Genomic DNA, 13,850 nt, shown 5'->3' with positions numbered 1-13,850 from the left:
CCCCCCCCCCCCCCCCCCCCCCCCCCCCCCCCCCCCCCCCCCCCCCCCCCCCCCCTGTCCCCCCCCCCCCCCCCCCCCCCCCCCCCCCCCACAGGGTCCGCAGCGACCTGATCAGTCGTTGATGCAGGTGTTGCCGAACGCCGGGTTCAGGGCGCCGATGACGCTCACGGCGTTGCCGCAGACGTTGACCGGGACGTGGACCGGGACCTGGACGAGGTTGCCGGAGAGGACACCGGGGGAGCCCACAGCAGCGCCCTCGGCCTGGGAGTCGGCGACGGCGGAGCCGGCAGCCGCACCCGCGGCGAGGCCGGCGGTGGCCAGGACCAGGGCGGCCTTCTTGGCAGAGTTCATGGGAAGTGCACCTTCTGTTCGACGTTCTGCCCCGATCCGGGGCTCACACCGAGCGAAACGTCCCACGCTGCCGTACGACACGGGCACGGCCGCGATCCACCCTGTTCAGCGCAATAGTCGGACCTGTTGCCTCGCCGTGTTGACGCCGGGCCCGCTACGGCAGTTCCGGCGCGTCGGGGATCTCCGGCACCTCGGGGATCTCGGGGATCTCCGGCACCTCGGGCAGGGGCGGGGCGGGCGGCAGCGCGGGCACCTCCGGCACGGCCGGGAGCTTGGGCAGTGCCGGCAGCTTCGGCAGCTCGATCGGGAGCTCCGGGATCGGCGGCAGCTTGGGCAGCTCGACCGGCGGCAGCTTCACCCCGCCCAGCAGCCCGCTCAGGGAGGCGAGCAGGTCGTTGAGGGTCTTGGTGAGGGTGCCGAGCAGGTCCTCGACGGGCCCGGCCCGTTCGGCGGTCTGCTGTCGTTCGATCTGCTGCTGGACGGCCGAGATGCGCTTGGTCACGTCCGCCACGCGCGGGGTGGCGGCATCGCCGTCGGCGGCGCTCGCCGGGGCGGCCGCGCCGAAGAGTATGGCCGCGCAGAGGGCCGACGGGACGAGGACACGGGACGCCTTCTTGCGGTGCATGGGATGTTCCTTCGCGTGGTCGTGCGGGACCGAGCGGTCCCCGACCCCACCGTGTGAACAGCCCGCTACGGACCGCAACAGGATCTTGGCCCGCCCAAGCCCCCCGGGAGCCCTGCGGGAAGCGACTCGGGGGCCCGCCGCGGCCGCGCAGGGGGCGCCCGGCCCCGCGCGCGAAAACCTCGGCGCGCGCGGGCCGTTTGAGTGAAGCAGCGGAACCAACCGCCGGAAGTGCCGGTTGATCAGGGCGCTCCATTAGCGGGCACTCGTGCGACAAAAGGACCAATCAAAATGCTCAAGAAGATCATGGCCACCGCCGCGGTCACCGGAGCGGTGCTCGGTGCCGCCGCTGCCGCCGCCACCCCCGCGATGGCGATCGGCAACGACAACGGGGTCACCACCTTCAATGGCAACGGATCCCAGCAGATCTACGGCAACCAGAAGACCCACGGCGACATGAGCCCGCAGCTCTCCGTGGTCCAGGGCACCCTGAACAAGCCCTGCCTCGGCATCCCGGCCAAGGTCAACGCCCAGTCGATCCTCGCCCTCATCAACGTCGGCGTCCAGGACATCCCGGTCCTGTCGGCCCCGCAGACCCAGCAGTGCACCGAGAACAGCACCCAGGCCAAGGGCGACGAGCCGCTCTCGCACATCCTGGACAACATCCCGGTCCTGTCCGGCAACGCCTCCGTCGGCAGCTGACCCAGGCCCCTCCTTCCGAGGAGCCCCTCCCGGCGTGAGCCGGTGGAGTGACGGAAACCCCGGCAGCCTCCAGCTGCCGGGGTTTCCGCCTGCCGGGCCGGGTCAGGAGGTCCAGAAGTCCCACCAGCGGGTGAGGATCAGCATCCCCACCACGCCGAGGTGCAGGACCGGCAGCACCCACGGGAACTCGCCGAGGAAGGTCCGCACCCCCCGCGGGGCGGGCAGCGCCCCCGCCGTCACATTGCGTGCGACGGTGGCCCAGAACATGACGATCGTCGCCGTCCAGGCCAGGCAGCACCACAGGCACAGGGCGTTGATCTCGTACAGGGACTGCTGCATCAGCCAGGTGCAGAAGCCGACCCCGAAGAGCTGGCCCGCCGTCAGGCCCCGCCAGAACCACGGGCGGTGGGCGGCTCCGGCCAGCAGCCCCACGCCCACGCAGACCACGATCCCGTAGGCGACCAGGCCGAGCATGGGGTTGGGGAAGCCGAAGGCCTGGGCCTGCTCGCTCTGCATGACGCTGCCGCAGGAGACCACCGGGTTCAGGCTGCACGCCGGCTTGAAGTCCGGGTCCTCCAGCAGGAGGAACTTGTCGAGGGTGATCACCCAGGAGGCCCACAGGCCCGCGGCGCCGGTGGCCACCAGGAGCCATGCGAACCCTCGGCCCGCGCCGGCCGGTTCGCTCCCGGGCCGGGTGCGGGGGCGGTCCTGTTGCCGGGGGATCGCCCCGGCCGCTGTGTTCGTCGTTGCCATGGCCCGCACGATACCCCCGCATAACACCGCATACATGGGCCAATCGTCCCATCGATAGGGCGAGTTGACCGGAACTGGTACGGATGTGGCATGGCACGCGTAGACGCATTGACCGACGTGGCCGGCCTCCGCGTGGGGCACGCCCGGCTGACCGCGGACGGCGCACTCACCGGCACCACGGTGGTCCTGGCACCCGAGGGCGGGGCGGTCGCGGCCGTGGACGTCCGCGGCGGCGGCCCGGGCACCCGCGAGACCGACGCCCTCGACCCGCGCAACCTCGTGCAGCGCATCGACGCCCTGGTGCTGACCGGCGGGAGCGCGTACGGGCTCGACGCGGCCTCGGGGGTGGCGGCCTGGCTGGAGGAGCAGGGCCGGGGGGTGCCGGTGGGGCGGGACCCGTCCCAGGTGGTGCCCGTGGTGCCGGCCGCCTGCCTCTTCGACCTCGGCCGGGGCGGGGACTGGCGGGCCCGGCCGGACGCGGCGCTCGGCCGGGCCGCGGTGCAGGCCGCGGCGGACTCGGCGCCCGGGGCCCCGGTGGCCCAGGGCTCGGTGGGCGCGGGCACCGGGGCGGTGGCCGGCGGACTGCGCGGCGGGGTCGGCTCGGCCTCCGTCCTGCTGGAGTCCGGGGTGACGGTCGCCGCGCTGGTCGTCGTCAACGCGGCGGGCTCGGTGGTGGACCCGCTGACCGGGACCCTGTACGGAAACCTGTTCGCGGGCCGGGTCCGCCACCCGGAGCCCGCCGCGCACGAGGCGGCCGTACGGCGCCTGGAGCGGGCGCGCGCGCAGACGGCGGGGCGCACGGCCGGTGCGGTGCAACCACCGCTCAACACCACCCTCGCGGTGGTCGCCACGGACGCGCTCCTCGGCAAGGCGCAGGCGCAGAAGCTGGCGGGGACGGCGCACGACGGGCTGGCGCGGGCGGTGCGCCCGGTGCACCTGCTGAACGACGGGGACACCGTCTTCGCCCTGTCGGCGGGCCGGCGGCCGCTGGCCGACCTGGAGCTTTTCAATGCGGTACTGGCCGCGGGGGCGGACGCGGTGACCCGGGCGGTGGTCAAGGCCGTGCTGGCGGCGGAGGGCTGGGAGGGACCCGGCGGGGTGTTCCCCGCGTACCGGGAGCTCTACGGGGACCTGCACTGAGGACCGGCGGCGCGGCCCGGACCTTTCACCGCGTATGGCAGGGAACCATCCCGTGCCGCCGTCCGTTTTCCCGAATCCCGGACGCGAGGTCAGGCCCGGGGGTTACGTTGAGCTTTCGCCAAGTAACGTGCTGCGACGGCCTGGAGACTCACCTTGAGCGATCCGTACGAGACAACCGAGGCGCACCTCGACCGACTCCTGGGCCGCGCCCTCAACTCCTTCGACCTCCCCGACCTGCTGGTGGAGCGCCTCGGTACGGCGCTCGCCCACAGCTCGGCCCTGCACTCCTCGCACCACAGCACGATCACCGGCGTGCACCGGGAGACCTTCCGGCACACCTATCTGCTGCCGGACGGGGCGGCGGTCTCCCTGTGGGAGCTGGCGTACCGGTCGGGCGACACCGAGCCGCTGCGGCACGAGGTCTTCGCCAAGCGGGCGGAGCTGTCCCTCGCGGCGAGCCGGCTGTTCGGGGACTGCGGTGCGCCCGTGGCCGAGCTGGAGTTCCACGGCCTGCTGCCGGAGGACGGGGAGGAGCTCCCCGGCCCGGAGGACGCCTGGGGCACGGACCGCCTGGCCCGGGACATCGCCCTGCTGGGCGGGCTGCCGGCAGCCGCCTCCGCGCTGCCGGAGCAGCGCCGGACGTACTCCGTGGACGAATCGGCGGACCATGCGCGGCGGGTGCTGCGGCGCGCGGAGAACGCGGACCGGCCGGGAGCGGACACGGCCCGGCTGCTGCGGTCGGCGTACGGGCACCAGATCACCCAGGCCTTCGGCGGGCGGCACTTCCTCGCGGACGGGCGGGACGCCGGATTCACCCTGTACGAGCACGCGTTCGTACTGCTGGACGGTACGGAGGTGAGCCTGTGGGAGGTGGAGCACACGGCGACCCCGGACGGCCGGCACATGTGCGAGGTGTACGCGAGCGAGGCGGCGGCGCGCGAGGCCATGGAGCTGCGCGCCCGGGTGCGCTGACCGGCGGGTGAGGCGGGCGGCGGCGCCCGGGGTCAGGGGCGGGCCGGCTCGGACAGCCGCAGGTCCAGGGGCGGTTCGCGGGTGATGCGGACCGCCTCGGGGCGCAGGTCCGCCGGGCCGGGCATCGCGCTGCCGGGCAGGCCCACCGCGGCCGCCCCGTGGGCGAGGGCGGCGGCCAGGGCTGCGGCGCCGGTGTCCGCGCCGGGGCCGCCGGCGATGAGGAAGCCCGCGAGGGCCGCGTCCCCGGCGCCGACGTTGCTGCGGACCGCTGGTGCCTCGGCGGTGCCGTAGTAGGTGCCCGAGTCCTCGACGAGCAGCTGGCCGTCGGCTCCGAGGCTGGCGAGCACCGCGCGGGCGCCGCGCTCGCGGAGCTCCGCGGCGGCCTTGACGGCGTCCCCCACGGTGGCCAGCGGGCGGCCCACGGCGGCGGCGAGTTCCGCGGCGTTCGGCTTGACCAGGTCCGGTTGGGCTTCGAGGGCGGCGAGCAGGGCTGGTCCGGAGGTGTCCAGGGCGGCCCGTGCGCCCGCGTCGTGGACGGCTCGGACCAGGTCCGCGTACCAGCCGGGGCCCAGGCCCCGGGGGAGGCTGCCGCAGCAGGCCGCCCATCCGGCGCCGGCGGCCTGGGTGCGGACGGTGGAGAGCAGCAGGTCCGCTTCGGCGGGGCTGAGCTCCGGGCCCAGTGCGTTGATCTTGGTGAGGGTGCCGCCGGGTTCGGCCACGGCGATGTTGGCGCGGGTGTGGCCGCTGATCGAGACGGCCGTGACGTCCACGCCGAGGCTGCCGAGGAGTTCGGCCATCAGCGCGCCGGCGGTGCCGCCGAGCGGGAGCACCGCGGTGGTGCTGCGGCCGGCGGCGGCCACCGCGCGGGAGACGTTGACCCCCTTGCCGCCGGGGTCCACGTGGTCGGCGGTGGCACGCAGGACCGCGCCGCGCTCCAGGACGGGCACCTCGTACGTCCGGTCGAGGGACGGGTTGGGGGTGACGGTGAGGATCATGCGCACCTGACTGCCCGGGGCTGTGGGTTTCCGGACCACCATACGACGACGAAACACCGCAGAACGGAAAAACGGATCCGCCCGCCGCGCGCGGTGCGGGCGGCGGGCGGATCCGTTCACGAGCGGTCGGGGCCCGGGCTCCCGGGGGCTCGGGAGCCCGGGGCTCAGACGGTGACCTTCTGCGGGGCCCCGTCCCCGCCGGCCGCGATGCCGGGCTCGTCGGCCCAGCCGCCGGCCTCGGCCTCGTGGCCGATGCCCTGCTGCTGCTTGGCCGGCAGGGCGAACATCACCGCGAAGATGACGACGAGGACGCCGGAGACCCACCACAGGGCCTGCTGGAAGCCCTCGATGAAGGCGGGGCCGGGGCCCTCCTTCGGCAGCTTCTCGTCGATCACCGTGAAGAAGACGACGGAGACCAGGCCGAGGCCCAGCGCGTTGCCCATCTGCGCGGTGGTGTTGATCAGGCCGGAGGCGGAGCCGGCGTGCTCGCGCGGCACCTCGGAGAGGACCGCGTCGGTGAGCGGGGCCACGATGAGGCCCATGCCGACGCCCATGACGATCAGCGGGGCGGCCATCTGCCAGGGGGCGATGTCCATGCCGTAGCGGTTCGCCTCCCAGATGTAGAGCAGCAGGCCCGCGCCCATGGTGAGCGCACCCGCCTGGAGCACCTTGCGGCCGAAGCGGGGCACGAGCTTCTGCACGGACATGCCCGCGGCCACGGAGACGGCGATGGAGAACGGGATGCCGGTGGCGCCCGCCTTCAGCGCGCTCCAGCCCAGGCCGATCTGCATGTAGAGCGTCCACACCAGGAAGAAGATGCCGGTCGCGATGCCGAAGGTGAGCTGGACGGCTATGCCGGCCGCGAAGCTCTTCACCTTGAAGAGGGACAGCTCGACGAGCGGGGAGCCGTCCTTGCGGGTCTTGTGCTTCTCGTACGCGACGAAGGCGAGGGCCAGGAACGGCACGGCGCCCATGCACAGGAAGCCCCACAGCGGCCAGTCGTTCTCGCGGCCCTGGGTGAGCGGGTAGATCAGGCCGACCAGCGCGAGGGTCGCGAGGACCACGCCGACGAGGTCGAGGCGCAGGGCCTTGGGGGCCTTGGACTCGCTGATGAACCGGCTGCCCAGGATGACGCCGGCGATGCCGACGGGCAGGTTGATGAGGAAGATCGGGCGCCACTCCAGGCCGAAGAGGTTCCACTGGGTGAGCAGGGCGCCGAGGATCGGGCCGGAGACCGCACCGAGTCCGACGATCGCGCCGAACATGCCGAAGACCTTGCCGCGCTCGTGCGGCGGGAAGGTGACGTGGATGATCGCGAGCACCTGCGGGACCATCAGTGCGGCCATGGAGCCCTGGAGCAGCCGGGAGGCGACCAGCATCTCCTGGTTGGCGGCCAGGCCGCAGAGGGCGGAGGCGGCGGTGAAGCCGGTGATGCCGATGAGGAAGAGCCGCTTGCGGCCGTAGATGTCACCGAGGCGGCCGCCGGTGATCAGGCCCGCGGCGAAGGCGAGCGCGTAGCCGGCGGTGATCCACTGGATCGCGCTGGTGGACGTGTCCAGGTCCTTCTGCATGCTGGGGATCGCGATGTTCACGATCGTCACGTCGACCAGGTCCATGAAGGCCGCGGTCATCACGATGGCCAGCGCCAGCCAGCGGCGTCGGTCGGCGACGGCCTCGGAGGACGTCTGGGGGGCCTGGTCGGCCGCAGGTATGTCGTGCCCGTCCGGCTCGGGCTTCTTGGACAGCTCGGTGCTCATGAGGAGAAACGTAGACCGGATGTAGGACAGTGCGTGGCCTATTTCCCTGGCAGCCTTGTCCGTATGACGGACACACCGGCACGGCTGCTGACCCTGCTGTCCCTGCTGCAGACCCCGCGCGAATGGCCCGGCAGCGAGCTGGCCGAGCGGCTGGGGGTCAGCACGCGGACGATCCGGCGCGATATCGAACGGCTGCGCGACCTGGGCTATCCCGTGGAGGCCAGCATGGGCGCGGTGGGCGGCTACCGGCTGGTGGCGGGGGCCGCGATGCCCCCGCTGGTGCTGGACGACGAGGAGGCGGTGGCGATCGCCGTGGGCCTGCGGGCCGGGGCCGGGCACGCCATCGAGGGCGTCGAGGAGGCCTCCGTACGGGCTCTGGCGAAGCTGGAGCAGGTGCTCCCGGCCCGGCTGCGGCACCGGGTGAGCACGCTGCAGACGGCCACCCTGCCGCTGACCCGCGGGGACGGGGCGCGCATCGATCCGCGGACGCTGACGGTGACGGCCTCGGCGGTGGCCGGGCAGGAGCGGCTGCGGTTCCGCTACCGGGCGGGCGACGGCACGGACTCGCGGCGGCAGGTCGAGCCGTACCGGCTGGTCTCCACGGGGCGGCGCTGGTACCTGGTCGCCTACGACCTGGACCGGGCGGACTGGCGGACCTTCCGGGTGGACCGGCTCTCGGAGCCCCTCCCGACGGGGGCGCGGTTCGCGCCGCGGGAGCTGCCCATGGGCGGGGACGCGGTGGCGTTCGTGTCCCGCGGGCTGCACGGCAGGCAGGAGGAGTACGAGGCCGAGGTGGCCTTCGGGGTGCCGGCGGAGCAGGCGCCCGACTGGCTGGGGCGGGCCGAGCCGGAGGGGGCCGGGGCCTGCCGGGTCCGGTTCTCCTCGGCGGAGTCCCCGGACTGGCTGGCGATGCGGCTGGCGATGACGGGGCTGCCGTTCACGGTGCGGGGGCCGGAGGCGCTTGCCGCCAGCGCGGCTGCACTGGGGGCGAGGCTCAGTTCGGCGGCGGGCCGGGGCTAGGCGGTGCGGGGCAGGGGCTGCCCCGCACCGCGGGCGAGGGGCTGCCCCGCACCGCGGACGCCTAGGCGACCGCGTCGAAGCCCGTGTCGGCGGCCATCTTCTTCAGTTCGAGGAGGGCGTGCTTCTCGATCTGGCGGATCCGCTCGCGGGTCAGGCCGTGCTGCTTGCCGACCTCCGTGAGGGTCCGCTCGCGGCCGTCGTCGATCCCGTACCGCATCTTGATGATCGAGGCGGTGCGCTGGTCGAGCTTGGCGATCAGGTCCTCCAGCTCCTCGCTGCGGAGCAGGGAGAGCACGGACTGCTCGGGCGAGATCGCGGAGGTGTCCTCCAGCAGGTCGCCGAACTGGGTCTCGCCCTCGTCGTCCACGGACATGTTGAGACTGACCGGGTCGCGGGCCCAGTCGAGGACGTCCGTCACGCGCTGCTCGGTCGAGCCGAGCTCGGCGGCCACCTCGGCGGGCTCGGGGTCGCGCCCGTTCTCCCGGTTGAACTCGCGCTGCACGCGCCGGATCCGTCCGAGCTCCTCGACCAGGTGGACGGGGAGGCGGATGGTGCGGGACTGGTCGGCTATGGACCGGGTGATGGCCTGCCGGATCCACCAGGTCGCGTACGTGGAGAACTTGAAGCCCTTGGCGTAGTCGAACTTCTCGACGGCGCGGACCAGGCCTGCGTTCCCCTCCTGGATCAGGTCGAGGAGCGGCAGGCCGCTGCGCGGGTAGCGGCGGGCCACGGCCACGACCAGGCGGAGGTTGGAGCGGATGAAGATCTCCTTGGCCCGCTCGCCCTCGGCGGCGAGCAGCTCCAGCTCCTCCTGCGTCGCGGAGCCCGCCTTGCCGGCCTCGACCTCCCCGTCGAGGACCTGGCGGGCGAACACCCCGGCCTCGATGATCTGGGAGAGCTCCACTTCCCTGGCGGCGTCGAGCAGCGGGGTGCGCGCGATCTCGTCCAGGTACATGCCGACCAGGTCGCGGTCTGCGATTTCCGCGCTGGCGGCGCGGCTGGCGGCACCCTCGGACTGACGACGGGCGACGGCGCGGGTTGCCATGCGTGCTCCCTTGCAATGAGTTCGGTCGCGGTGCGGCTTTGGTGCGTCTGGCTGCGGCCCCCGGAACACTCTCCCGAGTGCCCGCATCCGAAGGAAACAACGACTGGAATCGGGACAGAATTCCCACGCCGCGTCTCTTTTTTCGCGATCTTGCAGTATCCTGCCCCGTCCGCGCCGCTCACCTGGTTGCCGACCTGGTAGCCCTCCCTCGCTGAAGACGGAAACCGCCCCGATCGGGTTGCCTGGCCGGATGACCGGTTTGAGCGGAACGCGACCGGGTGCGGCCGCGTACGAACGGGTGCGACCGGGTGCGACCGGGCCGGAACGCGGGCGAGGCCGGACGCCCCGCCCCCGTGGGGACGTGCGTCCGGCCTCGCCGGGTGCCGCGCCGTGCGGCGGCCGGGTCAGTGCGCGATGACCGGCACCGGCACGTCCGCCTCGGACGGGTCTCCGGAGGCGACGACCGCGCCGGTCTCCGGGCGGCCGGTGTTGATGAGGGTCAGGGCGATCACGGCCGAGGCCGCGAGGATGCCCACCGCCCACCAGATGGCCGCGGCATAGCCGTGCACCATGCCCTGGGCCTGGAGGGCCTTCAGGGCGGCCCCGCCGCCGGCGCCCTCGGAGGCGTGCGCCACCAGGTACGAGGTGGTGGCGGAGGCCGCGATGGTGTTCAGCAGGGCGGTGCCGATGGCGCCGCCGACCTGCTGCGAGGTGTTGACCATGGCGGAGGCGACACCGGCGTCGGCCGGGTCCACCCCGTGCGTGGCCAGGGACATCGCCGGCATGAAGGCGGTGCCCATGCCCAGGCCCAGGAGGAGCTGGGCCGGGAGGATCAGCGCCGGGTAGGAGGAGCCGACCTCCAGCTGGGTGAGCAGCAGCATGCCGGTGGCGGCGACCAGGAACCCGGGGCCCATGAGCAGCCGCGGCGGGACCCGCGTCATGAGGCGGGCGCCGATCTGGGTGGAGCCGGTGATCATGCCCGCGATCATCGGGAGGAAGGCGAAGCCGGTCTTGACCGGGGAGTACCCCTTGACCACCTGGAGGTAGTAGGTGAGGAAGAGGAACAGGCCGAACATCGCGATGACGGCCAGGCCGAGCGAGAGGTAGACCCCGCCCCGGTTGCGGTCGGTGACCACGCGCAGCGGCAGCAGCGGGGAGCGGACCTTGGACTCGGTCAGGGCGAAGGCGGCGAGCAGCACGGCGGAGCCGATGAACAGGCCCAGGGTGACCGGGTCGGTCCAGCCGTCGGACTCGGCGCGGGTGAACCCGTAGACCAGGGCGACCAGGCCCAGGGTGGAGAGGATCACGCCGGGGATGTCCAGCGGGGAGCGGTTGCGGGCGTCCGCGGGCTCGCGGATGACGAGCCAGGCACCGACCGCGGCGACCACGGCGAAGGGGATGTTGACGAAGAAGGTCCAGCGCCAGTTCAGGTACTCGGTCAGGAAGCCGCCGAGGATCAGGCCCACGGCCCCGCCGCCGCCGGCGATGGCACCGTAGATGCCGAAGGCCTTGGCGCGCTCCTTGGCGTCGGTGAACATGACCGCGAGCAGGGAGAGGGCCGCGGGGGCGAGCAGGGCGCCGAAGGCTCCCTGGAGGGCGCGGGCGCCGAGCATCATGGCCTCGCCGGTGGCCGCACCGCCGAGGGCGGAGGCGGCGGCGAAGCCGGCCAGGCCGACGATGAAGGCGTTCTTGCGGCCCCACAGGTCGGCAATCCGTCCGCCGAAGAGCAGCAGGCCGCCGAAGGCCAGCGCGTACGCCGTGATCACCCACTGGCGGTTGCCGTCGGAGATGCCCAGGTCCTGCTGGGCGGAGGGCAGCGCGATGTTCACGATGGTCGCGTCGAGCACGACCATGAGCTGGGCGAGGGCGATGAAGACGAGGGCTTTCCAGCGGCTCGGGTCGGGCGTTTTCGGCATGGGGGTAGCCACCTCTTGGTGCGATTGCGGAGAAACCGGATGTATCGGGTTACTGACGTGCTGACGTGCTGACGTGTCGTGGCGTTTGCCGGGTATCGGAAGTTCGGGGCCCTCGGCGTCCGGGCGTCAGCCGGCGGCGGAGGCCGCGGCGGCCCGGAGGGCGTCGAGGGTGGCCGGGGTGCCCGGCAGTTCGGAGCGGGCGGGGGCGCGCAGGCCGTCGAGGAACAGCTGCAGATGGCGGTGGACGAAGCGGTCGGTGTCGATGCAGGCGGTGCCCGGCAGCGGGCGGCTGAGCTGGGAGAGCGCCAGCAGCAGGTCGCCGACGGCCACGTCGGTCCGCAGCAGCCCGGCCTCCTGGGCCAGCAGGGTGGTCCGCTCGACCGCCCCTTCCAGGGCCTCGCGGGCGGCGAGCAGCTCGGGATGGTCGTGGTCGAAGTCGCCGGCGAGCATCGGGCACAGGGCGCCGATGCGCTCGTCGGCCGCCTCGTGGACGAAGCGGCTCAGGGCGGCGAAGGCGTCGGGCTCCTCGGCGAGGGCGGCCTCGGCCTGGGCGGTGACCCGGCCCATCACGTACAGGACCACCTGGCGGACCAGGGTCGGGCGGTCGGGGAAGTGCCGGTAGAGCGTGGCGTTCCCGATGCCGGCCCGGCGGGCGATCTCGTCGAGCGGGGCCTGTGCGCCGTGCTCGACGAACATCTCGCGGGCCGCGGCGAGGATCCGCTCGCGGTTGCGCAGGGCGTCGGCGCGCGGGCGTACGGGCTTGAGGGCGGGCGCGTCCAGCGGGGCGCGCGGCGCGGGGGCGGCGGGGGCGCGCGTCCCGGTCGCGGCCGGCGTCCCGGTCGCGGCCCGCGGGCCGGTCACGGCCGCGGCCACGGCGGCGGTCACGGTCTCGGTCTCCACCACTGCGCTGCTCCCTCGGATCTCGATGGGGGTCGGCGGCCCCAAGCGGGGAGCCGGTCCCCGTTTCGAGGACATCGGGTTAAACGGGGAGAGCTTCCCCGGTTATTTCACTCGTCCGCGTGACCTGCATCACAGCCCGCCCCACGTTCGGCCGCTCCCGGCGAGCGGTCCCGCCGGGGCCGTCGGAGGGTGAGCGCAGGAGCGCAGCCCGGGTCCGGCCGGCTGCCGCGGACCCGAAGGCGACCGCATGCCGCAGACCCGCCACCGGATATGCCGTCACCGCCGGACCAGCGCCTACATCGGACTCACCGCGCTGGCTCTCGGCGTGACCGCCACCGCCAGTGCCGGAATGGGCGACCGGGCCAGCACCACCGCCGGCCCCGTCTCGACCGCCGCGAACGAGTCGGCGCTCGCGCCCTGCCGGATCTCCGGCGCCATGGGCGTCCAGATGTCCGAGGGGCTGCCGACCCCGCCCGGGTACTCGCGCTCGACCGGCGAGGTGCGGGCCCTGAACCTGATGATCGACTTCCCGGACGCCAAGGGCGAGGGGACGGCGACGGACCGGCTGGCCGAGTTCTTCCCGCAGACCTCGGACTGGTTCCGCACCAGCTCGTACGGGCGGCTCGTCTACCGCCCGGAGGCGCCGGTGCGCAGCTGGCTGCGGATGCCCATGCCGTTCGCCGCGTACGGGATCGAGCGGGGCTCCCCGTACGAGCCGGGCTACCGGCAGTTGGTCGAGCACATCGTGAAGGCGGCCGATCCGGAGGTGGACTTCAGCAAGTACGACCTGGTCAACATCCTCGTCACGCCGAACGCGGGGCCCTCGGCCCTGGACACGGTGCTGTCGGTGACCTTCTCCGGGAACGGGGAGGCCCCGATCGCGGACGGGGTGCCGCTGGCCAACACCTCGTTCGTCTACAGCCGTCAGGACGACGGCTCCGGCGCCTACCGGGAGACCGGCTACCGGGTGCTGCCGCACGAGAACGGGCACGTCTTCGGGCTGCCCGACCTCTACACCTCGGACGGCGGCGGCGCGGTCGGCCACTGGGACATCATGAGCGAGGACTGGGGCGCCAACAACGACCTGCTGGGCTGGCACAAGTGGAAGCTGGGCTGGCTGGACAACGACCAGGTCAGCTGTGCCTCCAAGACCGGCACCACCGACCACGTGCTGAGCCCGCTGGCCGTGCAGGGCGGCACCAAGCTGGCCTTCGTCCCGGTGTCCGACTCGGCGGGCTTCGCGGTGGAGGTGCGCACTCCGGCAGGCAACGACGAGGCGGTGTGCAAGCCGGGCGTCCTCGTCTACAAGGTGGACTCGGAGGTGGACACCGGCCGCGGGCCGGTGACCATCTCGGACAGCGCCCAGGACAGCGGGGGCTGCACCCGGCGGCCCAACGTGCACGCGGAGCTGTCCGACGCGCCGTTCGGGCCGGGCGAGACCTTCACGGACGAGGAGACCGGGATCAGCGTCGCGGTCGTCGGCGAACTGCGCAACGGGAGCTACCAGGTGCGCATCACGCGTCCTTGAGGCGGAGCGGGCCGGGGCCGGAGGGCGTCCGGCAGGGGTCGTACGGCCGGTCCGGTCGGGTCGTACGGCCGGTCCGGTCGGGGTCCGGTCGAGAACCGTTCGGGGTCCGGCCGGGCCCCGCTCGCGGCCCGGCCGGGGACGGATCCGGG

13 protein-coding genes are annotated in these 13,850 nt (G+C 73.4%); 5 read left to right on the top strand and 8 right to left on the bottom strand.

What is annotated here, in order from left to right; all coding sequences use genetic code 11:
* Positions 1–111 precede the first annotated feature (111 nt).
* Complete coding sequence (locus ACZ407_RS11965) at positions 112–351, bottom strand: chaplin (protein ID WP_468127720.1); 240 nt, start codon at positions 349–351, stop codon at positions 112–114.
* 154 nt (positions 352–505) lie between these two features.
* On the bottom strand, positions 506–976 hold the full coding sequence (locus ACZ407_RS11960) for a hypothetical protein (RefSeq protein WP_468127718.1): 471 nt from the start codon (positions 974–976) through the stop codon (positions 506–508).
* Between the two features lie 288 nt (positions 977–1,264).
* On the opposite strand from ACZ407_RS11960, the gene ACZ407_RS11955 reads away from it, so the two are divergent.
* The gene (locus ACZ407_RS11955; RefSeq protein ID WP_468127716.1) at positions 1,265–1,675 is read left to right on the top strand and encodes a rodlin; all 411 of its coding nucleotides are present in this window, start codon (positions 1,265–1,267) and stop codon (positions 1,673–1,675) included.
* Positions 1,676–1,777: 102 nt separating this feature from the next.
* Here the strand turns inward: ACZ407_RS11955 and ACZ407_RS11950 are convergent, their stop codons facing one another.
* On the bottom strand, positions 1,778–2,428 hold the full coding sequence (locus ACZ407_RS11950; RefSeq protein ID WP_468127714.1) for a vitamin K epoxide reductase family protein: 651 nt from the start codon (positions 2,426–2,428) through the stop codon (positions 1,778–1,780).
* A gap of 90 nt (positions 2,429–2,518) precedes the next feature.
* Between ACZ407_RS11950 and ACZ407_RS11945 the strand changes: the two genes are divergently transcribed.
* Positions 2,519–3,568 (top strand): P1 family peptidase, encoded by a 1,050-nt coding sequence (locus ACZ407_RS11945; RefSeq protein ID WP_468127712.1) that lies wholly within the window; start codon positions 2,519–2,521, stop codon positions 3,566–3,568.
* 153 nt (positions 3,569–3,721) lie between these two features.
* Positions 3,722–4,540, top strand: a complete 819-nt coding sequence (locus ACZ407_RS11940) for a DUF6227 family protein (RefSeq protein WP_468127710.1) — start codon at positions 3,722–3,724, stop codon at positions 4,538–4,540.
* A 32-nt stretch (positions 4,541–4,572) separates the two neighbouring features.
* Here the strand turns inward: ACZ407_RS11940 and pfkB are convergent, their stop codons facing one another.
* Together pfkB and ACZ407_RS11930 are read right to left on the bottom strand one after the other, a co-directional pair.
* Positions 4,573–5,535 carry a 1-phosphofructokinase gene (gene pfkB / locus ACZ407_RS11935; protein ID WP_468127709.1) on the bottom strand — a complete coding sequence of 321 codons (963 nt, stop codon included), beginning with the start codon at positions 5,533–5,535 and terminating at the stop codon, positions 4,573–4,575.
* A 164-nt stretch (positions 5,536–5,699) separates the two neighbouring features.
* Positions 5,700–7,166, bottom strand: a complete 1,467-nt coding sequence (locus tag ACZ407_RS11930) for an MFS transporter (protein ID WP_468128033.1) — start codon at positions 7,164–7,166, stop codon at positions 5,700–5,702.
* 189 nt (positions 7,167–7,355) lie between these two features.
* On the opposite strand from ACZ407_RS11930, the gene ACZ407_RS11925 reads away from it, so the two are divergent.
* Positions 7,356–8,312, top strand: a complete 957-nt coding sequence (locus ACZ407_RS11925) for a helix-turn-helix transcriptional regulator (RefSeq protein ID WP_468127708.1) — start codon at positions 7,356–7,358, stop codon at positions 8,310–8,312.
* Between the two features lie 61 nt (positions 8,313–8,373).
* Here the strand turns inward: ACZ407_RS11925 and ACZ407_RS11920 are convergent, their stop codons facing one another.
* The 3 genes from ACZ407_RS11920 to ACZ407_RS11910 all read right to left on the bottom strand — a co-directional run bounded on the left by ACZ407_RS11920 (position 8,374) and on the right by ACZ407_RS11910 (position 12,053).
* Positions 8,374–9,357 carry a sigma-70 family RNA polymerase sigma factor gene (locus ACZ407_RS11920; protein WP_468127706.1) on the bottom strand — a complete coding sequence of 328 codons (984 nt, stop codon included), beginning with the start codon at positions 9,355–9,357 and terminating at the stop codon, positions 8,374–8,376.
* Positions 9,358–9,761: 404 nt separating this feature from the next.
* Complete coding sequence (locus tag ACZ407_RS11915; RefSeq protein WP_468127705.1) at positions 9,762–11,273, bottom strand: MFS transporter; 1,512 nt, start codon at positions 11,271–11,273, stop codon at positions 9,762–9,764.
* Between the two features lie 126 nt (positions 11,274–11,399).
* Positions 11,400–12,053 carry a TetR/AcrR family transcriptional regulator gene (locus ACZ407_RS11910; RefSeq protein ID WP_468128031.1) on the bottom strand — a complete coding sequence of 218 codons (654 nt, stop codon included), beginning with the start codon at positions 12,051–12,053 and terminating at the stop codon, positions 11,400–11,402.
* 367 nt (positions 12,054–12,420) lie between these two features.
* Between ACZ407_RS11910 and ACZ407_RS11905 the strand changes: the two genes are divergently transcribed.
* A complete protein-coding gene (locus tag ACZ407_RS11905) occupies positions 12,421–13,701 on the top strand; it encodes a M6 family metalloprotease domain-containing protein (protein ID WP_468127703.1) in 1,281 nt (426 codons plus the stop codon).
* Positions 13,702–13,850 lie beyond the last annotated feature (149 nt).

The sequence above is a fragment of the Streptomyces sp. NPDC030809 genome, from assembly GCF_055572195.1.
Note: the sequence above shows the minus strand (reverse complement) of the source record. Positions and strands in the feature narration are given on the sequence as shown.